A 20,902-nucleotide genomic window follows, 5' to 3' on the forward strand; every position below is an offset into this window, starting at 1 on the left:
GCTCAGGGAAGTGCGGTGTAATATGAGTGGATTCAAATATCGATGTAATTGCGGGCAATGTGCTATATAATGCATGTAATATGAAGGTTAAGCTTTCTGGTTTGAGACAGATCACTCATAGATATTGGCGAACAATAATTATCATTAGTACTCCTGTCATAACCTTCCTCATCGCTTGGCTAATCAGCAAGACACCTGTATGGGAGCAGGCTTTGCGTACACAGCCAAATGAACAGAACCTAAACATCTTACCAAGCTTGCTAGCTAGTAAGTCGGGTATGGCTTGGTTTCTTACCTTACTACTAATCTTATCTATAGGTATCTATGTCTGGGTTGATTATTTGATTCATGCCAAGCCGCTTTTTGAGTCTAGCATCAGAACAAAATATACCCCCCTACATCATATCCGTGTTGTTGCACTCCCAAGGATCAAGCACAACTGGGCGATACTCACAAAGACATTGATGGCCGGTTCTTCAGCGAATATCTTACTGATGTTTGTATTACTAGTTTTCACTTCAGGCGTTCGAGCTGCAAGCCCGGATGTTGTTACAAATAGCGCTAGTAATATTACGCACGGCTCAGCCAGATTGAATGGTACTATTAGTGATGATGGTGGAGCATCGCTTTCGAGTCGTGGCTTTGAGTACGGTACTGACACGAGTTACGGCAAGACTCTTAGCGAGGACCTGCCAGATTCGGGATCATATGATACGTGGGGTGAGACCAAGAACGGAACAACATTACTAAATTCTAGAGTTGTCTATCATGAAAATTTTGTTTATGTGGGTGGACCAGGCAAGGTGCAGAAATTTACCCCAGAAGGAAGCTATGTGTCTAGTATTGGCAGCCTGGGCGAAGGTTCTGGGCAGTTTCTGGCAGCCAATGGAATAACTTTTGATGCCAGCGACAATATGTTTGTTTTTGATGGTAGCGATAATATGGAGCCTGGATTTAGGGCGATAACAAAATTTGCCACTGACGGGACAGTTTTAGCAAGATGGGGGGAGAGGGGTTGCGCTGAGGGGCAGTTTAGCAAAGGTATGGGCGCTATCGTTTCAGACAGTAGTTATATCTACGTACTTGACACTGGCTGTAATCGTATACAGAAGTATGATACTAGCGGTAATTTTATTGCTACCTGGGGATGGGGTGTCGATGATGGCAGTGCAGCTTTGCAGGTGTGTACTTCTGGTTGCCAGGCTGGAATTTCTGGTAGTGGAGTTGGGCAATTAAGTAATGTGGCGACGGGTATTTATCTAGATGGCTCTAGTCTTTATGTTGCTGATTCGTCTAATAATCGAATTCAGGTTTTTGATACGTCAGGGGGTTATATAAATGCTTGGGGTTCAGCTGGTTCGGGTTTGGGTCAATTCATTATGCCGACCGATATTACAAAGGTTGGTACGACACTATATGTTATCGAGACATTCAATAATCGTGTGCAGAGCTTTACGACTACGGGATCTCCAATTGCAGTGTGGGGAACTCAGGGGACCAACGATGGTCAGTTTCAGATGCCCTTCAGTATAACGGCAGATAGTAATAACCTATACACGGCTGAACTAAGCATATTTGGGGGTATGAACCGTATACAAAAATTTACTACATCCGGCAGCCATCTGGATACGTGGGGTGAGCCTGGGCCAGGTGAATTGGCGTTTCCTTCTGATATTGCCTTTGCTCCAGACGGTAGTCTGTATGCAATCAGCCAAGCAACCTTTAATGTGCATCATTTCAGTGCTACTGGTGAGGCCCTGGGTAGTTGGGGTGGAGGGCTTGGTTCGGGCCCAGGCCAATTTGGTGGCAGTATTCATGGAATAGCCGTAGACTCTAGTGGCAATGTTTATGTATCCGATAAAAACGATCGTATCCAGAAATTTTCTAGCACAGGGACACTACTTGCGACTTGGGGAACTCATGGCTCAGGGGATAATCAGTTTAGTACGCCAGCTGGAATTGCGATAGATAATAGTAACAATGTTTATGTTGCAGACAAAGATAATAACCGTATCCAAAAGTTTAGTAGTAGCGGTAGCTTTATAGAGATGTGGGGTTGGGGCGTTGACGATGGCAGTAATGTATTTCAGACTTGTTCATCTGGTTGCCAGGCCGGTATCCAAGGCACTGGTAATGGACAGTTCGCCAGTCTGCACGGACTAGAGTTTAACTCATCCAATCAGCTATTGGCGGCTGATGGAAATCTTGGAGGAAGGGTACAGACTTTCAGTACGACAGGAGTTTATCAATCGCAATGGGCCTTTGACGGAGGAGGATCATGCAATGGATGTTACGTTACGGTTGATGAGCAAGACAATGTATACGTTACGAATTCAAATAGCATAAAGAAATATAATCCTGACGGATCATTTCTTGCCAATATTGGATCTCAGGGATATGGCGCGGAACAGTTTCAGGATGTACGTGGTATTGCCGTAGACGGCCAGGGTAATGTATACGTTGCTGACGAGTATAAGTCCCTGATCCACAAATACCCTCAGCCAATCAGTAGTAACTTTTTTTTGACAACATCCAAGCTATTGTGTGAGACAACTTACCATTACCGTGCGTTTGCTGTAAATAGTGATGGTACTGGCTACGGTAGTGACCAGACGTTCCTTACTGGAAGTTGTACGAACGCAACCGTACCTAGTGCACCGAGCGGACTTAATACTAGTTTGGTTGCGTACGATTCGATCGCAATAAATTGGCAAGAGCCGAGTGATTTCGGAGGACGCGCACTAGGCGATTATATTTATGAGTATAAGAAAAGCAGTGACAGTACATGGATGGGTGACGTAACCCCCAATCTGTCGGAAATGATAGGTCCCCTGGATGAAAATACTTCTTATGATTTCAGGGTCGCTGCTACCAATAGTGTAGGAACGGGTCCATACACCTACATGACGGTTAGTACTGTGGACGGAGGAGCGAGCCATACGTTATCATCTTGTGCAGACCTCGAGACGATTAATTATGATCTTATTGGTACGTATACCTTAGCCCAAGACATTGATTGTAGTGGATATAACAGAACCATTCAGGCAAGTGGCGGCGAGGAATACACATTTGATGGCTTTTTCCCGATAGGTGCCTACAGTTCAGACGGCTTTGGCTTTAGGGGCACATTGAACGGAAATGGCTACAAAATAAACAATCTAAAAATTAACACGACAGCTATGAAACTAGGTTCTACGGGCTTGTTTAGGGTTACAGCTGGCGCAACCATTCAAAACCTCCAACTTGCCAACATCGATTACGACGTCAGTGGAAATGGATATGTTGGTGGCATTGTTGGCTATGCTTTGCGCACAACTTTTACAAACGTTTCGACTACCGGTTCGATTACTGGACAACTGTCAACAAATCATGCAATCCTCACCATGGGTGGTATAGCTGGAACACTTGAAGTCGAGTCATACTTGCACAAGGTATATTCGTCGGTTAATCAGACCGTTACGCAAGACCTAGCAGCGAATGAAAGTTCCTTAATGGTTGGTGGATTAAGCGGATCATTTGGGTACGGTACGGTGATGAATGGTAGTTTCTTACCGCCCGAATGGAGCCAAGATTTTCCTTCACCTGATGAAATAGTGAGCGGCCATTTGGAGGATACATACTATACTGGATCGATAAATGTAACAGGCATCGATGATGCAGAGACCACTCCTTTCATTGGCGGTATAGGTGGCATATTAATCCAGGGCGTGATTGAAAATACATATTTTGGCGGTTCGATAATAACGTCAAATACATCATCATGGATTGGTGGCATTGCACCTCCGGGCGCGTCGGGCGCAATGATTATCCGAAACTCATTTGTGGCAGGCTCGATAAGTAATGGAAATACTGTCCCCAACCCATTTATGGGGACAAATACTGTACCCCTTACAGCCTTTGCGACTTCTGGTGCCCCATATCCAGATTCGATCATACAGGGTAACTTTTATGACAAAACTGCTATAGACGGAGATTATTGCTATTACTATGCTGTCATCAATAACCCACCGGTAGGAGTAAATAACCCTGCACATTGTCAGGCGGTAAACACAGATGGTTCCCAGCCAAATTATTTCAAGAACAATAGTGTCAACGGACCATTTACGGAGTGGGACTTTGATAATGTTTGGTTTGTTTGGAGCAATGATTTCCCGAAGTTTATCGCACAGCAGCAATCAACACCCTCACCAACCCCTACTCTTACTCCTACACCAACACAAAACCCTCCAACCGCTACCCCTACGCCCTCAACGCAGCCGCCGCCCCTGCCCCCAGTATCGCCTCTACCTAGTCCTCCTACGACTAGTCAGTTGATGCCAGGCACTTCAAATAGTCTCTTCGTACCAATGGCCTCACCGACCCCTACCCGTGCAGTAGATTCAAAAGTCACAGGCACGCTTTTAGATGGGTTCTTGACCCAAGTTAAGCAAATGCCAGATGTGATTGCCTTAGCTATACCCTTGATCATTATTTTAATTCTAATAATGATTGCACTGTTGTATGCTCGCCAAGCATGGATTGAGTATCGCAATCAAAAACGACTCAACACGGTTGTCGATCGCTTCAAATACACTCGCCAAGCGAGCCAAAACTTCGTGGGCTTAGTATCTCATTACTTCAATACACCTATTGGAATAATGCAGCTTGCGTTTGGTCAGCTCAAAGAAGAGAAGGCATTGACTACTCAACAGATGTCCCATATAAATCAAGCGATTAATTCTATTGCTTCTGACGCAAAACAGTTAATTACAGGCGCCCAGCAGACAAACGAAGAAATTGCTGTCGCGTATAAAGAACAAACAATGATACAATCAAAAAATCCATTTAGACAGCTAGGAGTTTGGCTGCCAAGCCTATTGGTTGGGATTATCTTACTACTCCTAAATATCATCTACCGAGCTGCAAATCGCAACACACTCAGCTTTACCGTGGCTTTCCTCGAAGTATTTTGCTTCATTGGCGGTGTGTTGCTACTCATATTTGCCCATCAATCGCGCGAGAAGCACATAGCCTTGAAGAATGCTATTCAGAGGCAGGCTGACCTAGAAAAAGACTTACTTTCAAGACGAGTCGACTTCATTCATAAGGCAACTGAGAAATTTGAATCTGACCTCGCGATTATCAATATGTACACTCGTTCAATTAAATCCGGTTCAACCGCTGCGCAATTTAAAGCCGGTGCTGCTCAACTAGCCCGACTGATAGCACGTCTGAAATCGCTAGCTGTCATGGAGAGGCTTGATCCGGTCAATCAGACCCCAATTTCGCTAGGGGCAGCAGTCAATACGGCACGTGAAGCCATCGCGAAGATACAGAAAAGCGAAAACGTAACCTACGACATTGACATACCGCTTAATATGTATTCATCAATGAATGCCACGGCTCTTCACCAGGTGCTGACTTCAGTCATTGAAAATGCCGTAAACTATGCTACACAAAATAGTTCGATTCAGATCCGTGGCGCTCTGAAAAATGGGCTTCCGATCATCACGGTACAGAATCAAGGCTTCGTCATACCTAAAAAGCAGCTTGATCAACTGATGACACCATTCTCAAGGGCAGTTGACGTACTGCGCTATGATCACGAAGGGCTCGGGCTTTCGCTCTACCTAGATAAAGTAATCATGGAGCGAGTTGGCGGAGAGATTAGTATCACATCATCCGAAAAGTCTGGCACGGTTGTGACGTTGATGCTGCCGAAGAATTAACAATATGTTCTAATCCATGACGCTGTGCTTTGGTGATTGAGCGAAATAATGTATAATCACTCGGTTCGTATTCGAAAAAGTACCTACCCACAACTAGAGGAAATGAGATGACTACCAAACCCGTTATCGAGAATATCCTGGCCCAGCGCTATGCATCTGTACCGATGTGTCAGCTTTGGTCTGAGCGCGGCAAGATCATCGCCGAGAGGCAATTCTGGGTCGCGATCATGCGCGCTCACCAGCAAGCGGGGTTCGATATCTCCGATACGGTGATCGCCGACTTCAAGATCGAGCTCGGACTGACCAGCGATGGACGGCTCGTTGTGGCAGACGTTATCGACAACGACTCATGGCGAGTCTGGAGGGGCGGCAAGAAATAAGGTCAAGTTGACAAGCAGGTCTTCCGTGAAATCGTCGGACAAATGGACGAGTCACAGCGTCAGTCACTCAAGAAGCTCTTCGAGCAGGTAGCAGAAGCAACCGACGAGTACGGACGACCGAAGACATGACATCCGCCGGGAGGCTCACCCCCCCGGCTTTTCTTATTGACATAATGATTTGTGCGCAGTAGACTTGCCAAGATCATTTTTGTACCTACTGAGGAGGAGACCAATGGTCTTGCAAGTTGAGAAGTTCAAGCGAGGCGCAGTACCTGGAGAGCCGTTCATCGGCATCATCATGGGTTCGTGGAGCGACTGGGCTGCTGGGATGAACATGGCACTCACTACGCTCGATGAGTTGGGTATCCCCGCTGAAGCTGCCGTGATCTCTGCGCATCGTACGCCCAACTTGATCCAAGAATATGCATCACGAGCGATCAGGATGGATTTCTCAGCAGTCATTGCAGCAGCCGGGGGTGCCGCTCATCTTCCAGGTATGGTTGCTGCACACCTTCCTTCAATCCCAGTGGTAGGTGTGCCGATGAAGACCTCCACTTTGGGGGGAGCAGATTCGTTGCACTCGATTGTGCAGATGCCGCCCGAGATTCCTGTTGGCACAATGGCGATATCGGGGTGCGTGAATGCAGCCCTGTATGCTGCCCAGATAGAGGGTGTCAGAAACGTGTCGGTGAAAAACGCTCTGTACGTTCGTCGTTTGGGGCTGACAGACCTGGTCATGCAGCATCCTGACCCGTCGGTTGACCCGCGCTGATCATTTTTATTACTCTAGGAAGCAAATGCTCCCTAGAGTTTAATTAATTTCGCCCCAGTCGCTTGGCGTCGATGTGGTTGTACCAACCATCTTGGGTAAGCTCGAGCAGATCAATGTGGCGATCGGAGAGAGCAATTTCGATATCGTGGGTAAAATCAGTCTCGACCTCGATGCCGTCACCAATGAGCTTGAGTGGTCGCTCTACAACTTCTTCGGTATCAAAACTCAACCGTACCGACCGCCTGCTCGACAGTATATGAGGGCGTTGCAAGCTCGAGTAGAGGACTGAGACATGCGGATTATTTGGCACTACCGCAAAAACATCTCGTGCGCTGGCATCTATTATTGGTCCGCCGGCAGCCATGCCATACGCAGTTGAGCCAAGCGGGGTTGTGAAGAGCACGCCATCTCCTACGAATTTGCCTTCTGAGTCACCGACACGCAGGGCGAATTTGGCTGCTCGCGCTCCGGCTCGCTCGAGGGAAATATCGTTGAAGGCATAGGTCAAAATTTGTTCTGATGCTGCATCGCGAGCGACCAAGAGCGGCGCCTCGACCACACCATACTCACCATGCCGAAGGCTTTTTACAAGTAAATCTATCTCGTCTGGATTGACGGTTTGCAAGTAGCCGAGCCAGCCGGCAGCAATACCTACAAACATCACATTTGAGTGCAGGTGATCCTTGATTGCCTGCAGCATGGTGCCATCTCCACCGACCGCGATGATCAGAGGTTTCTCGAGATGAATGCCACTCGTGTCGAGCAACTGTCGCAAATTGTTCTCGATTTTGCGCGCTTTTTCGGTCGGCTTGGTGACAAAAAATATCTGTTCCATTACATCCATCTTATCTTGTATAGGGCGCCCATGATAGGCAATGAGTAGGTTGAAATAAGGGCCCCTATCTGGTAGACTCTATCAATTATGAAAAAAGCTCATGTTTCGAACAGTAAAAATTTCTGGCAAGCACTCGCCGAGAAGCAACAGCCGTTTTGTGCATTGGCACCGATGGATGATGTAACCGATCTCGTATTTCGTCAGCTTGTTACGGAGCTCGCGCCTGCGGATGTGTATTTTACTGAGTTTGCGAGTGTGGAAGGATTTTGTTCGCCCGGACGACACGCTGTGGAGCGACGATTACGCTTGGCTGATGGTGAACAAGGCATCGTAGCGCAGATCTGGGGTACGATGCCCGAAAAATATAATCAGACAGCACAGCAGCTGAGCCAGCGGGGGTTTGTCGGGATTGACATCAATATGGGTTGTCCAGTGCGTGACGTGATTAAGACTGGCGCTTGCTCGGGGTTGATACGCACGCCGGATCTGGCGGCAGAAATCATTGTTGCCACGAAGAAGGGTGCCGGTAATCTGCCAGTTAGCGTAAAGACCCGACTTGGGTTTACAGACGTAGACATCGAGGGTTGGCTTGGGTTCTTGCTCGAGCAAGATATCACTGCACTGACTGTACATTTACGGACCGTGAGGGAACAGAGCAAGGTCGATGCACACTGGGAATTGGCTGATCAGATTGCTGCACTGCGAGATCGGATTGCGCCTCAGACTATCCTGATCATGAATGGCGATATCGCGGATCGTGCGGATGCGAAGCAGAAGCTCAGTGGCTCGGGTGTAGAGGGGGCGATGATCGGCCGTGGTATTTTTCATAACCCATGGGCTTTCTCGCCTGAAGCGAGTGATCACTCGAAGTCAGATCGCATCGCGGCGCTTCTGCGTCACCTGGAGCTCTTTGAGCAGACGTGGACAGATGGTGAGAAACGGTTTGAGCCTCTGAAGCGATTCTTCAAAATTTACATTCAGGGTTTTGATGGCGCAGCCGAAATGCGTAATCAACTCATGGTGTGCAAGGATATTGTTCAGGCTCGCGGAATCTTAGATAAAAAAATTGCCCAGAACCGATTGTAGGTTCCGGGGCTTAATCCATGCGGTCATTTTGCATGCAGAGGCATAGATCGTAGACATCATCGTCAAGTTTGGAAGAGTAGATCGTTGCGAGCATCTCTTCGAATTCTTCTGGTGAGATCTCAGGTGCCTCTTGATACAACGAAGACAACGTAATGATATGAGTACAAAACTCTGGGCTGTAGATGTCGCGAATATGCCCGTTGTGTTGTGCTCGCTTGAGCCGCCAGATTTCCAGCGTCGTAACGAGGTTACTATTGATCTGATTGCATGATGGGCAGCGCCAGAAGACCCAACCCTCGCGGTCTCGTCCGAGGCGCACAATCTCGATGAACTTGGCGCCGAAGAAGTAACGCTGCGTACATGGCAAATGTGAACAGATGAAATAACGTGGCGAACTAGCCAGCAAGGTGCCACCTCCTTTCATAGTGTGATGAGGTCTGAGTGTTATTGTACATACTTTTAACTGTCCGGCAATGTATCACCGGCGATCTTATCGAGTTATGAATGCTTTCTGATACAATACAGCTATGCGACTGAGTCAACTTTTTACGAAAACCTCAAAAAATATCTCCGAAGAAACGGAGTCAATTAACGCGCGCTTACTCACTCGCGCTGGCTACATCAAGCAAGAAATTGCCGGGGTGTATAATTATTTGCCACTTGGTCTGCGCGTGCTCACTAAGATCGAGCAGATAGTACGCGAAGAAATGAACACCGTTGGTGTCGAGTTGCTTATGCCGACACTCACGAGCCAAGAACGTTGGCGTGATACCGGTCGACTCGAAACAGTCGATGTAATCTTCGAGGCTCGCGGCGGAAATGAGGCGAGTCGAGAGAGAAATGATGCTACCTATATCGTCAATCCAACACACGAAGACGTGATTACCCCAATACTCAAGGAGTTCGTCGCGAGTTATAAAGATTTACCTCGGGCTGTCTATCAGATACAGACGAAGTTTCGTAATGAGGCACGAGCTAAGTCGGGTCTCTTGCGCGGAAGAGAATTTCGTATGAAGGATCTCTATAGCTTCCATCGTGACGAAGCCGATCTGAAGGAATTCTACGAGGCGATAAAGCCTGTCTACATGCGCGTGTATCAGCGGCTTGGGCTTGGAGCGGATACATTTCTTTGCTATGCCTCGGGAGGTGATTTTACCGATGATTATTCACACGAGTTTCAAGTCGTACTGCCAGCCGGCGAGGATACAATTTATCTCGATCGAGCAAATAAGATAGCCTACAACAAAGAAGTCACAACCCCAGAGGATGCTGAAAAACTCGGTGTGGACTTTAGTGCACTCGAAGAAGTCACCGCTAGTGAGGCCGGCAATATCTTTCCGCTTGGCACGAAATACTCGAAGGCACTGGGCTTTGAGTATACGGATGAGAAAAATGAACGCCATCCGGTATGGATGGGTAGTTATGGTATCGGGACGAGTCGCTTGATCGGGATCATTGCTGAGAAATTTGCTGACGAAAAGGGTCTAGCGTGGCCAGGAGCCGTTGCTCCGTATCGGTATCATCTAGTGGTGCTCGGGGGCGAGGATGCACACAAGGCCGCATCAGAGCTTTATGAAGACTTGGGGGTCGATGAAGTATTGTTTGACGACCGAGCGGATCTTTCTGCAGGAGGTAAGTTTGCTGACGCGGAGCTCATCGGTTGCCCGATTCGGCTTGTCATTTCTGACAAAACGCTTCAGCATGGAGAAGTCGAAGTCATGAGTCGACGTGGACTATTCACCCAGCATAACGTGGAGCTCATCAATGCCAAGCACAAACTCGCCGAGCTCAACGCCTAGTTTCAAGACAGGGGTTTACGAACACTACAAGGGTCAGCGCTATCTCGTGCTTTTTGTAGCTATGCTTGAATCAAATCTCGAGCCGCACGTTGTCTATGTGTCGCTCTACGACATGCCCAAAGCCCCAGGCAAGATTTGGCTACGGCCACTTGATGATTTCACTGCATCAATGACGGTCGAGGGAGTCATTCGCCCACGCTTCAAGTATATTGGCCCGGCTGTCTAGCTTGCAGCCGCTCGTGAATAGTCTCAAACCAGCCCTAAGCTTGCCATCCGCTGCCAGCTTAGGGCATAATACGCCTAAGCTATAGAACAGATATATTTAAGGAGGGAAAACATGGAACCAGTCACTATTAATCTTTGGGGTGTACTCGCTGCGACGGCTTTTTCGATGATCGTTGGCGCCGTTTGGTATGGGCCACTACTTGGCAAAGAGTGGATGAAACTGGTCAACAAAACGCAAGAAGATCTGTCGAAGTCTGGCGGACAGATTTATCTCGTGACAATGCTTTGTTGGTTGCTCGTGAGCTATGTGCTAGCTCTATTTGTGCAGTATGTAGCAGCTGATACCTGGGTAGAAGGCGCTGTGACTGGATTCTGGATTTGGGCTGGTTTTATCTTCCCGACTCATGTGATCCACACGCTGTTTGCTGGCCGCAGCAAGAAGCTTGTTGCAATTGATCTGGGCTATACCTTGGTCGCCATGATTGGGATGGGTATTATCCTTGTAGCACTACCTAATTAGCACTATCTTAAGCGCGTAGTCATCGATGAGCCAGCACTTCGCCGTACCGGGTTATAACTTATTGCGCTATTTGCGCAATCGTGAGCTTGATGAACTGTATATCGCTACTTTCCTCAAGACCCTGGCTCGTAGTTTGGTGTTAGTATTTATACCGATTTATCTCCTAACGATTGGCTTCTCAGTCCGTTTTATCGCGCTCTTCTATCTCATAGAGTTTATCGGTATGCTGATCGCAACGCCTGTTGGGCTTGTGCTCAATCATAAGCTTGGCGTGAAGAAAACCATGGCCGCGGCTGACATTCTCTTTATTGGCTATATGTTTTCGGTGAGCGTACTCAAGCAAGTAGGTGGGTATCTAGTGTTGCCGACGCTTCTCTTTGCCTTTGCTGCAGGCTTGTTTTGGGCTGCGTATCATGTGGACTTCACGAAAAGCGTAGACAGGCAGGCGGAGGGTAGGGAGATATCCTTAACCAAAGCAGTGGTTATCTTGGCGTCTGCACTGGGGCCATTAGCTGGCTCACTTGTTATCGTCAGCTCCTCATTTGCCTCATCGTTTTATGTGGCTGCAGTTATGACGGTACTCGCAATACTGCCGTTGTTTATGACAAAAGATATCAAGACTCCAAAGCCACAGTTTTCATGGCGGAGGCTTAAGCGGGCGGACGTGGCTGAGAAGGGTTGGGCATATGTGGCATTTGGTGCGATGCAGATTGCTACTGAGACGTTTTGGCCGCTCTATATCTATCTCGCGCTGAAGAGTGTGGTCGAGGTTGGTGCAGTCTTTACCGTGACGTCCCTCATGATGATCGGTGTGGTGGTGTGGTTTGGGAGGCGAGTAGATCGCAATCCAAAAAAAGCGATTACCTTTGGAGTGCTATTGCATGCTCCAAGCTGGTTGATCCGAATCCTGGCTTTTTCGCCGATCGGAGTATTTTTACTCAACGCATACAGTCAGCTCAGTTATCATTTGCTTGATGAGTCATTCGAAAAGGTTGTCTATGCTGAAGCTAAACAGTCATCCGACATATCAAATTACTTTTTGTTTCGTCAGATCTTCATTGCTCTTGGACGGTTTTTGGTCTGCACAGTCGTCTTTTTGACAGGCAAGATCGAAGTCGGATTTTTGTTTACCTTCATAGCAGTACCTCTCTATCTGGGATTGCGCGAAAAAGCTCAACATACAGTCTAAGAATCTGCATAAAACCGAACAACATGTGAGATTTTTCACCGATTTCTCAGACTTCGCATGCGAATATATAGTCACGGTAAGACGAAAGGAGGTTTTATGAAAAAACTAACCCGTCGCAACCGAAGAGCACCAAAAAATCTAGTACACGACATGCGCACGATCGATGAGCTGTTGGATGAGATGGCGACCAAATGGGCTCTTAAGGCCGAGCGCTTAAACGCGCTAAAACTCAAACAGCGACAAATAGCTCGCTAAAGGCCTTCCTTAAAGGGGCGCGGGACAAATATCAGACGTAGGAAAGCAGCCTCGTCTTGTCCACGCGGAATCATTCCTTCATTTTATATCGATACACACATCTATGCTGACAACCCACCGACGAGCCGGTGGGTTTCTTGTTTGGCACATAAAATGTGTTTTAAAAAAAGGTCCGAAATACTTGCGTTTATACTATTTTCGTCGTACTCTAGTTCCATGAGTCGTCTGCAAGCTGTCATTACAATTATCGTCAACAAGCTCCTCCGCAAAGAGGCGCCTGTTTACGTCCGTATTGACGACTAACGATTCGATCAATCGAAGACGAAGCACAAGCGCCTCACCCCGAGGCGCTTTTTGTTTTCGAACCCGCACCTACACAAAACCAAGAGGAGCATCATGCAGGTCTTTAGAGTGACAGTAATCCCCAGGTCGGACAGTGACTGGTCGGATGATCCGTACGAATGGGCGAGACGATTGATTGTTCAAGATCGTGATTTCCGCGAGCGTGGACGAGCAACAACGCTGGAATGTGGTATCGAGTTGCCGAGCGTTGACGGCGTTGAACGGCCTCGAACTCATGCCGAGTGCGAGGAATTTGCGCATGCAATCGTGTGGCTGGGTTGGCTGCTGCTGCATGGCTGTGTGGCTGGCTACATTATGACGATCGATAACTATTGCATCTCATCAATACTCTCGAACTGGGTGGCGTGGACATGAACGCCGTATTGCAGCTGACGGATCGGAGTAGCTTCCCTCTGGCAGCGTGCCCACTTTCAGCTTGTGAGCAGATCGTTGATATGCTCACCGCGAAAGGGATCGCCTATTCCGACGTCCGGCATCGTGACGGTAAAGTATTTCGGATTCATTTTGCAAGCCTGGAGCAAGCGTATGATGCGTTTGCTCGACTGCGAATCTATTACATCCTCGATTACCCGAAATTGCTGGAAGGAGCCATCAGATGAGCAAGAAGGCAAGTGGGCATGGTGATAGGTGCGTGGTGACCATCCATGCACGCAAGCGGGACATCGGCAATCTGCGCCGTCGCATCGAAGCGGCGTTTCGCAGTGACTGTAGTCGAATGTCGATCCGGCCTGGCGATGGTTGGCTGCGAGTGACGTGTCAGCCTGAACATGTTGAGCCGCTGAGCGAGCTAGCCAGAGATGTCGGCGCGCAGCTCAAGGTAGTGTGACGTACTCCACGTGATGTACGGCTGCTTCAGGGATATCCCCTGGAGCAGCTTTTTCGTATACTGGTAGCATGTCTACAATCAAGATTTATTCATGGAATGTAAATGGCATTCGTGCCGTGCTCAAGAAAGACGTTTTTAAGCCCTTTATCGAGGCTCATCAACCAGATATATTATGCCTGCAAGAAACTAAGGCGCAGCAAGGACAAGCAGAAGTCGATTTGCCTGAGTATGAGGAGTTGTGGAACTCGGCAACTCGTCCAGGGTATTCGGGGACTGCAATATTTACGAAGGTCAAGCCCGTAGGGGTACTGTATGGATTCCCAGACGATATAGCCAAGAAGTACGAGCTTGAGGATTCTTATGGCGATGCATCTACTGAGGGGCGCGTACTCGCTGCTGAGTTTGAAAAGTTTTATGTGGTGACGGTCTACACGCCAAACGCCAAAGACGATTTATCACGAGTGCCATTGCGTGAGAAGCATTGGGACCCGGCCTTTCTCGAGTATTGTCAGCAGCTTGAGAAGAAGAAGCCAGTAGTCTTCTGTGGCGATCTGAATGTAGCCCACACCGAGGACGATCTGGCTCGTCCAAAGCCAAATATCGGCAAGAAAGGCTTTACCTATGAAGAGCGTGCCGGATTTGATGCTTTTGTGAAGGCGGGTTTTGTGGACACTTTGCGATTGTTTAAAGAAGGCAATGGTTTTTACACTTGGTGGTCACACTTTGGAGGTGCGCGCGCCCGCAATGTCGGTTGGCGGATTGATTATGTGCTTGTTTCGAGTAGCCTGAAAGACAAAGTAATTTCGGCTGAGATCCATCCCGACGTGATGGGTTCCGATCATTGCCCAGTTAGTATCGAGCTAGAGGCATAAAAGAAAACACCCCCGACCGAAGTCGGGGGGACTATGCTAGGCGGTCAGCCTTACGAGGTAGGAAGCGATGAACTCTCTAGCGACAGGGACGTCCTTGAGGGAGAGAATCACGTTCTTGGCGAGCTGCTCGGTGAGGGTGTCAGTCGTGTCGTAGACGATGGCATCGGGCGCGGGACGCAACTGGGCGACGGCTCGTGTGCGGTCGAGCTGATCTCGGCCGGCGACATCCTCGATTGCAATCGCATGGTCATGCTCAGCGCGTCTGCGAAGCGCTTCAGTAGGGTTGCACTTGAGGAAGATCTTACGGAGTGCTTCTGGGAAGACGTCGACACCGACGTTGCGCCCCTCGATGATCGCTGCCGGTCGATACTTTGCGAACTGGTGCTGCAGTTTGACGATCTCAGCACGAACCAGCGGCAACTTCGCGATGTGGGGTACGTAGGGACTCATGTTGCGCAACATTTGCTCATCGACTTGGCGACCACACACTGACACGACAGTGCCGTCTTTGATGTGTGGCGCGAAGTCTCGTGCCAGCTCGGCGCATGCTCTCGTGAGCTCTGGCGGCAGCCCCTCGTCGGCGCTGAGCTGTCCGGGGTCGAAAGAGACCCCATTCTCCAGGCAGCCCCAAGTGAGAGCACGGTAGAGATCGCCACTACTCAGCCATTCGATACCGAGCAGCGCACTGATCCGTTTGGAGAGGCTGGAAGTACCTGTTCCAGCACCGCCGTCGATGGTGATGACCACCTTATTCATCGGAACCTCTTTCTGTAGGTGCAATTATCCGTACGATAATATAATCAAATAGTAAAATAATCAATAGACTAGCTTTATATCTAGACAATTTTAGTCAGATCTGATAACATAATCAATCGTTATGGCTAAGAAACAAGCACGCCAACTCATAGTACTGAAGAACCCAGAAACGGGTACTTTGTATTACACGAAGAAGAATGCAACCTCGACACCGGATAAGCTAACGATGAAGAAGTACGATAAGAAAATCCGCAAAGTTGCAGAATTCGTCGAAAGCAAAGTCAAGCTCGGCTAGACTCGGCACTGTAAGCATAATCTATTTGACACTACACTGCTGCGCGGTGTAGTTTTGTCATATATGAAATACATTCAGCGACTCGGGTATGGTCTGTGCCTCGTGCTGTTGGTAACTGCATTTACTGGGTCGGTTCAGGCTCATAATGGCAGTCATCCAGAAGGTGAAGGTCATGCAGATAAATCGACTGCGGTATCTTCGACAGCAACAAACACCCCGGGGCTCGATGACAAACGTGGCCGGGCAGAGGCCTTACGAAAAATAAGTGTTATCAAAGAAGAAATTCGCGAGAAACAACAAAAGAATAAGGACCAGCAACGTATCAAGCGCTGTGAGGTCAAAGAGGCTAATGCCAAGAAGCGTTTCGAGGCAATTAAGACTAAAACCGCAAATGTAAAATCAGCTATAGATACAATTTTAGCTCGGGTAGAAAATTTTAAGGCAAAGAAGAATATCACGATTAAGAATGAAGAGGCTTTGAAGACTGACATCGTTACAAAATCTCAAGCGGTAGATGATGCGGTCGCGAGTATCAAGGCGACGGCCGCGGGCTTTTCGTGCCAGAATGATGATGCAGTAGAGCAGGTAGCCCTAATCAAGAGCCAGGTAGATGTCTACAAGGCAGCCATCAAGGTGTATCGACAATCAGTGAAGGCGTATTTCCAGGCAATTCTACAGGTCCTAGAAGGCAAAGAGACGAGCTCATCTAACGCTAGCCCATCTGTTACACTATCAGTATCGCCAAGCGTATCCCCACAAGGAGATTCACAATGAGGACTGCGCGCAGGGGCATTGGGGTAATCGAGGTCATTATTATTCTTGCCATTCTGGTCATCATAGGAGCATTAGTATTTGTTGCCTTAAAGCCGAAGCCCACTCGACAGACTTCGAGCAATACGAGTACGCAGTCAGTGCAATCAGCCAGTGATATCAAGGCGGCAGCGACCGAAATAGATCGTCAAGATATTGATGCTATCGATGCCGAGCTTGATTCGCTCACCAAAGATATTGGTAATCTCTAGCGAATCTTCATGCTCCGGGTGACGGATCATTGATCTGTGATACAATCGGTGCATGAAAAAATATATCCTTCCAGCCCTGTTTACATTGATTGTAGTCGGCATCATTGTGTTTGCGGTTCGTGCAGCGACGAATCCAGCTAATGACGCTAAGCCAGAAGATACTCAGTCGCCGAGTGTGGCATTAAGTGAGGAGGACAAGGCAGCTCTCAAAGAGGGCCAGATATACGGCTCGTCAGATAAGAAAATTGTGCTTACAGAGTTTGCCGATTTCCAGTGTCCGGCTTGTAAGTTTTACGAAAAAACCGTTGAAGAGCTTCGCAATACATACAAAGACCAGTTGACGGTAGTGTTTAAACATTACCCACTGTATCCGAGCCCGCATAAGAACGCTCAAGTAGCCGCGTACGCGTCTGAAGCTGCAGCTAAGCAAGGGAAGTTCTGGGAGATGCACGATAAGCTGTTTGAGACACAGGACGACTGGTCAGAGCTAGATGATCCAAAAGAAACATACATTACATACGCAAGTGGCATAGGCCTAAATGTCGATCAATTTAAGAGTGACTATGATAATAAGGCCGGTGAAGGTGATATTAGGCGGGATAAGGATTTCGGGACAAGACTTAAGCTTAAGGGGACACCAACCTTTTATCTCGACGGCAAGTTATTGGACTTGAAGGGTGATCCATCGGCACTCAAGAAAGCTGTCGAAGATGCAATTAAGGCGGCACAGTAGTTCGCGTGGCTGAGGTGACTTTTCGGCGACAACTTCCGGTCCAGGTGTGGGTGTGGTTAGCGCTGGCGACTGTTGGACTATATGATGCTACGTTGTTGACGGTCCAGCACTATACCAAGCTAGGCTTGCAGTGTAACTTTACTGGTGGGTGCGAACGCGTGCTGACAAGTAAGTTTGCGACCATTGGTGATATACCAATCGCTCTGGGTGGGGTTGGGTTCTATCTTCTCGTACTCTTTATGATGTTGGTAGCTGTAATGAATCAACAGCGACCAAACAGGTATTTTATGTTGGGATGGGGCGCAATTGGCTTCGTGGTATCACTCGTTTTGACTGGTATTCAAGCATTTATCATCAAAGCTTGGTGTCAGTACTGCCTACTTTCAGCCCTTACGAGCACGCTTATTTTTTTGACAGCAATATGGTATTGGCGCAGTTCAGAGGCAAAGCCGCAAGTGGCAGCGCATGATGAGTCAAAAGAAAATGAGGAGGATGAAGGGTAGTGGCCGATTTTAGTCATGTGATCGAGTTTTACGGTGAGACTTGCCCGCACTGCATCTCGATGCGTCCGGTGATTGATGATGTGAATAAGGAACTAGGTGGGGAGATCAGGCGTCTCGAGGTATGGCAGCATCCTGAGAACGAAGCACTGATGAAACAATACGCTGAGATTATCGAGGCGGCATGTGGCGGTTTTTCGGCCGTGCCGAGCTTCGTAAATACCCAGACGAAGCAGGCGCTCTGCGGCGTGCAGGATAAGGAAACGCTCATTGCTCTTGCGCAAGGCGCTGATTGCAAAGACAATGTCTGTCAGATGCACTCTAAGATGCCAGACAAACACACAGCCTAAGCATCACGATCTCGCCGTATATTATAAGCTTGAGTACATACTCCTTTGTGGTTACAATGGAAACAAACGTAAGCGTTTTCAAGCATAACTAACCAAAAGGATTTTCCTCACATGACCACTCGAGTTGCTATTAACGGCTTCGGACGTATCGGACGCAATGCATTTAAGTTGGCTTTTGCTACGCCAGGTATGCGTATTGTCGCAATCAACGATCTCACAGAGCCGCGTGTACTGGCGCATTTACTAAAGCACGACTCGAACTATGGGCTCTATCACAAGGACGTCAGCTCAGATGAGAAGCACATTATCGTCGGTGGGCATAAGATAGAAGTTTTTGCCGAAAAAGATCCGAGTGCACTGCCATGGAAGAAGCTGGATATAGATGTTGTGATCGAATCTACGGGTCGATTTGTGAAGGGGGAAGACGCGAGCTTACACCTAAAGGCTGGCGCGAAGAAAGTCGTCATTTCAGCGCCTGCCAAGGGTGATGACTCACTCGTTGCGACCCACGTGATCGGTGTGAATGAAGATACGATTGACGTGAAAAACAAGCATGTCTTTTCAAACGCCAGCTGCACGACTAACTGCATTACTCCTGTAGCGGCGGTCATCGAGCGCGAGTTTGGCATTGAGAAAGCGATGATGACCACCGTGCATAGCTATACCGCCAGTCAGGCTTTGCAAGATGCTCCAGCTAAAGATCTCCGCGAAGGTCGCAATGCTGCCGAAAACATCGTGCCAACCAGCACGGGTGCTACGATTGCTGCTGCTAAGGCGCTCCCGGCACTCGAGGGTGTCTTCCAGGGTCTTTCGATCCGTGTGCCTACCCCTGTGGTATCGCTCTCTGACTTCACGTTTCTGACCAAGAAGTCCGCAACTATCGAGGAAGTAAATGCGGCAATCAAAAAGGCCGCAAAAGAAGAGCGCTTCCGTGGGGTGCTCGGCTACACCGAAGAAGAGCTTGTGTCGAGAGACTTCGTGGGCAACCCACATAGCTCGATCGCTGACCTGAAGCTTACCAATGTCGTCGGGGGTAATATGGTGAAGGTTGTCGCTTGGTACGACAACGAGTGGGGCTACTCAAATCGACTCGTCGAGCTCGTTGGGCTTGTCGGCAAGAAGCTTAAATAGCTTATTTTGCACACGCATTACTCACACAGACCTGTATAATCCAGGTATAATAGGCATATGACGAAGCACGTTCCGTCGACCGTCTTTATTGCTGCTGACCATGGTGGCTTTGCGGCAAAGCAGAAGCTCGTGAACGCACTGGAGGGTGAGTTCACGATCGAGGATCTTGGTGCGCCAGCGCTTGATCCGGATGATGACTTTACACCGTATGCTGAGCGGGTAGGTGAGTCGGTGGTTAGTACGCCCGGCAGCATGGGCATTTTGCTTTGCCGGTCGGGCGAAGGTATGGCGATGGCGGCAAATAAGATCGACGGTGTGCGGGCAGCGCTAGCTTGGGAGAAACATGTGGCTATTGAGTCGCGAGATGATAATGACGCGAATGTCTTAGCGCTTCCGAACGACTACGTATCAGCGGAGGAGCTCGTCGAGATAGCTCGTGTCTGGCTGACGACGCCGTTCTCCGGCGCAGAGCGTCATGATCGCCGCATTCAGCAAATCGCTGATCTTGAGGAGCGTTACTAATGGCGAAGGTTGTACCGGCAATTCTGGAGTCTACTACCGCTGGGTATCGGCAAAAGCTCAATCTGGTTCGTCAGCTGACGGATCGATTTCAGCTCGACATTATCGATGGCGTGTTTGTTGACAATAAAACAATCCTACCACAAGAAATTGAGCCACCGTCTGGACTCAAACTCGATCTACACCTGATGGTCGCGCATCCAAATGAACACATCGGCTATGCGATTAAGTTGCGTCCCTATACGATTATCGTGCAGTACGAAGCTGTCGATGGTGTGGCCGAAGCAATTGAGCGGATTAGTAAGGGTGGGATTCGCGCTGGGATTGCCATCAACCCCGAGACCCCGGTATCAGCTCTCGAGCCATTTCTCGAGCAGCTCTCTCATGTCTTGGTTATGGCCTATCCAGCTGGCTTTGCAGGTCAAAAACTCCATCTGGCCGCGCTCAAAAAAGTAGCTGAGCTGCGCGCTCTCAATGCAGATCTCGAAATAGGGCTCGATGGCGGGGTAGCTGATGATACACTCAAGAAAATTGCCGCCGCGAAGTTTGACATCGTTTGCACCAACTCTTACTTATTTGGCGCTGATTCTGTACTGACTCGGTATCACGAGCTAATTGCTGCTTTGAGCTAGGAGGATTTATGCCACGCGAGGGTGAACAATTTCTTCATAGCAAAGACGACAAGCTGCATCGTAGCCTCCCGGTTGAGCTCGAGCAGATACGACGAGCTCGCGCATCGCACGATCAAGAATATGTTGTAGATACC

General features: G+C 48.6%; 24 protein-coding genes. 21 read left to right on the plus strand and 3 right to left on the minus strand.

Annotation, left to right across the window (positions count from 1 at the left end):
• Nucleotides 1–80 precede the first annotated feature (80 nt).
• The 3 genes from IT415_02430 (at nucleotide 81) to purE (ending at nucleotide 6,860) form a co-directional block, all read left to right on the plus strand.
• The gene (locus IT415_02430; protein MCC7543541.1) at nucleotides 81–5,708 is read left to right on the plus strand and encodes a fibronectin type III domain-containing protein; all 5,628 of its coding nucleotides are present in this window, start codon (nucleotides 81–83) and stop codon (nucleotides 5,706–5,708) included.
• Between the two features lie 107 nt (nucleotides 5,709–5,815).
• Entirely contained in the window at nucleotides 5,816–6,088 is a 273-nt protein-coding gene (locus IT415_02435) for a hypothetical protein (protein ID MCC7543542.1), read from the plus strand.
• A gap of 232 nt (nucleotides 6,089–6,320) precedes the next feature.
• Nucleotides 6,321–6,860 carry a 5-(carboxyamino)imidazole ribonucleotide mutase gene (gene purE / locus IT415_02440; GenBank protein ID MCC7543543.1) on the plus strand — a complete coding sequence of 180 codons (540 nt, stop codon included), beginning with the start codon at nucleotides 6,321–6,323 and terminating at the stop codon, nucleotides 6,858–6,860.
• A 43-nt stretch (nucleotides 6,861–6,903) separates the two neighbouring features.
• Here the strand turns inward: purE and IT415_02445 are convergent, their stop codons facing one another.
• Nucleotides 6,904–7,695, minus strand: a complete 792-nt coding sequence (locus tag IT415_02445) for an NAD(+)/NADH kinase (protein MCC7543544.1) — start codon at nucleotides 7,693–7,695, stop codon at nucleotides 6,904–6,906.
• Nucleotides 7,696–7,782: 87 nt separating this feature from the next.
• Here IT415_02445 and IT415_02450 point away from each other — a divergent pair, with 87 nt between their 5' ends.
• Nucleotides 7,783–8,781: a tRNA-dihydrouridine synthase gene (locus IT415_02450; protein MCC7543545.1), complete on the plus strand. Its 999-nt coding sequence runs from the start codon at nucleotides 7,783–7,785 to the stop codon at nucleotides 8,779–8,781.
• A 10-nt stretch (nucleotides 8,782–8,791) separates the two neighbouring features.
• On the opposite strand, the gene IT415_02455 is transcribed toward IT415_02450, so the two are convergent.
• On the minus strand, nucleotides 8,792–9,205 hold the full coding sequence (locus IT415_02455) for a hypothetical protein (GenBank protein ID MCC7543546.1): 414 nt from the start codon (nucleotides 9,203–9,205) through the stop codon (nucleotides 8,792–8,794).
• A 103-nt stretch (nucleotides 9,206–9,308) separates the two neighbouring features.
• Between IT415_02455 and IT415_02460 the strand changes: the two genes are divergently transcribed.
• The 8 genes from IT415_02460 (at nucleotide 9,309) to xth (ending at nucleotide 14,830) form a co-directional block, all read left to right on the plus strand.
• A complete protein-coding gene (locus IT415_02460) occupies nucleotides 9,309–10,580 on the plus strand; it encodes a prolyl-tRNA synthetase (protein ID MCC7543547.1) in 1,272 nt (423 codons plus the stop codon).
• Complete coding sequence (locus tag IT415_02465; GenBank protein MCC7543548.1) at nucleotides 10,546–10,806, plus strand: DUF1653 domain-containing protein; 261 nt, start codon at nucleotides 10,546–10,548, stop codon at nucleotides 10,804–10,806. The genes IT415_02460 and IT415_02465 overlap by 35 nt, the downstream gene beginning before the upstream one ends.
• 111 nt (nucleotides 10,807–10,917) lie before the next feature.
• The gene (locus IT415_02470; GenBank protein ID MCC7543549.1) at nucleotides 10,918–11,325 is read left to right on the plus strand and encodes a DUF1761 domain-containing protein; all 408 of its coding nucleotides are present in this window, start codon (nucleotides 10,918–10,920) and stop codon (nucleotides 11,323–11,325) included.
• A 25-nt stretch (nucleotides 11,326–11,350) separates the two neighbouring features.
• The gene (locus IT415_02475; protein ID MCC7543550.1) at nucleotides 11,351–12,514 is read left to right on the plus strand and encodes an MFS transporter; all 1,164 of its coding nucleotides are present in this window, start codon (nucleotides 11,351–11,353) and stop codon (nucleotides 12,512–12,514) included.
• A gap of 96 nt (nucleotides 12,515–12,610) precedes the next feature.
• Complete coding sequence (locus IT415_02480; GenBank protein ID MCC7543551.1) at nucleotides 12,611–12,769, plus strand: hypothetical protein; 159 nt, start codon at nucleotides 12,611–12,613, stop codon at nucleotides 12,767–12,769.
• Between the two features lie 396 nt (nucleotides 12,770–13,165).
• On the plus strand, nucleotides 13,166–13,486 hold the full coding sequence (locus IT415_02485; GenBank protein MCC7543552.1) for a hypothetical protein: 321 nt from the start codon (nucleotides 13,166–13,168) through the stop codon (nucleotides 13,484–13,486).
• A 241-nt stretch (nucleotides 13,487–13,727) separates the two neighbouring features.
• Nucleotides 13,728–13,958, plus strand: a complete 231-nt coding sequence (locus IT415_02490; GenBank protein ID MCC7543553.1) for a hypothetical protein — start codon at nucleotides 13,728–13,730, stop codon at nucleotides 13,956–13,958.
• A gap of 77 nt (nucleotides 13,959–14,035) precedes the next feature.
• Nucleotides 14,036–14,830 (plus strand): exodeoxyribonuclease III, encoded by a 795-nt coding sequence (gene xth, locus IT415_02495; protein MCC7543554.1) that lies wholly within the window; start codon nucleotides 14,036–14,038, stop codon nucleotides 14,828–14,830.
• Nucleotides 14,831–14,866: 36 nt separating this feature from the next.
• Here xth and IT415_02500 read toward each other — a convergent pair whose 3' ends face one another.
• Entirely contained in the window at nucleotides 14,867–15,586 is a 720-nt protein-coding gene (locus IT415_02500; protein ID MCC7543555.1) for a (d)CMP kinase, read from the minus strand.
• Nucleotides 15,587–15,707: 121 nt separating this feature from the next.
• Between IT415_02500 and rpmG the strand changes: the two genes are divergently transcribed.
• The 9 genes from rpmG to IT415_02545 all read left to right on the plus strand — a co-directional run bounded on the left by rpmG (nucleotide 15,708) and on the right by IT415_02545 (nucleotide 20,768).
• On the plus strand, nucleotides 15,708–15,881 hold the full coding sequence (gene rpmG, locus IT415_02505) for a 50S ribosomal protein L33 (protein ID MCC7543556.1): 174 nt from the start codon (nucleotides 15,708–15,710) through the stop codon (nucleotides 15,879–15,881).
• Nucleotides 15,882–15,944: 63 nt separating this feature from the next.
• Nucleotides 15,945–16,655 carry a hypothetical protein gene (locus IT415_02510; protein ID MCC7543557.1) on the plus strand — a complete coding sequence of 237 codons (711 nt, stop codon included), beginning with the start codon at nucleotides 15,945–15,947 and terminating at the stop codon, nucleotides 16,653–16,655.
• Entirely contained in the window at nucleotides 16,652–16,903 is a 252-nt protein-coding gene (locus IT415_02515; protein MCC7543558.1) for a hypothetical protein, read from the plus strand. The genes IT415_02510 and IT415_02515 overlap by 4 nt, the downstream gene beginning before the upstream one ends.
• Before the next feature lie 52 nt (nucleotides 16,904–16,955).
• Entirely contained in the window at nucleotides 16,956–17,636 is a 681-nt protein-coding gene (locus IT415_02520; GenBank protein ID MCC7543559.1) for a DsbA family protein, read from the plus strand.
• A 5-nt stretch (nucleotides 17,637–17,641) separates the two neighbouring features.
• Nucleotides 17,642–18,139: a vitamin K epoxide reductase family protein gene (locus IT415_02525; GenBank protein ID MCC7543560.1), complete on the plus strand. Its 498-nt coding sequence runs from the start codon at nucleotides 17,642–17,644 to the stop codon at nucleotides 18,137–18,139.
• Complete coding sequence (locus IT415_02530; GenBank protein MCC7543561.1) at nucleotides 18,139–18,486, plus strand: thioredoxin family protein; 348 nt, start codon at nucleotides 18,139–18,141, stop codon at nucleotides 18,484–18,486. The genes IT415_02525 and IT415_02530 overlap by 1 nt, the downstream gene beginning before the upstream one ends.
• A gap of 111 nt (nucleotides 18,487–18,597) precedes the next feature.
• Entirely contained in the window at nucleotides 18,598–19,617 is a 1,020-nt protein-coding gene (gene gap, locus IT415_02535; GenBank protein ID MCC7543562.1) for a type I glyceraldehyde-3-phosphate dehydrogenase, read from the plus strand.
• A 57-nt stretch (nucleotides 19,618–19,674) separates the two neighbouring features.
• The gene (locus IT415_02540) at nucleotides 19,675–20,139 is read left to right on the plus strand and encodes an RpiB/LacA/LacB family sugar-phosphate isomerase (protein ID MCC7543563.1); all 465 of its coding nucleotides are present in this window, start codon (nucleotides 19,675–19,677) and stop codon (nucleotides 20,137–20,139) included.
• Entirely contained in the window at nucleotides 20,139–20,768 is a 630-nt protein-coding gene (locus tag IT415_02545) for a hypothetical protein (protein ID MCC7543564.1), read from the plus strand. The genes IT415_02540 and IT415_02545 overlap by 1 nt, the downstream gene beginning before the upstream one ends.
• The last annotated feature ends 134 nt before the right edge of the window (nucleotides 20,769–20,902 follow it).

The sequence above is a fragment of the bacterium genome, assembly GCA_020854115.1.
GTDB lineage: Bacteria > Patescibacteriota > Saccharimonadia > CAILAD01.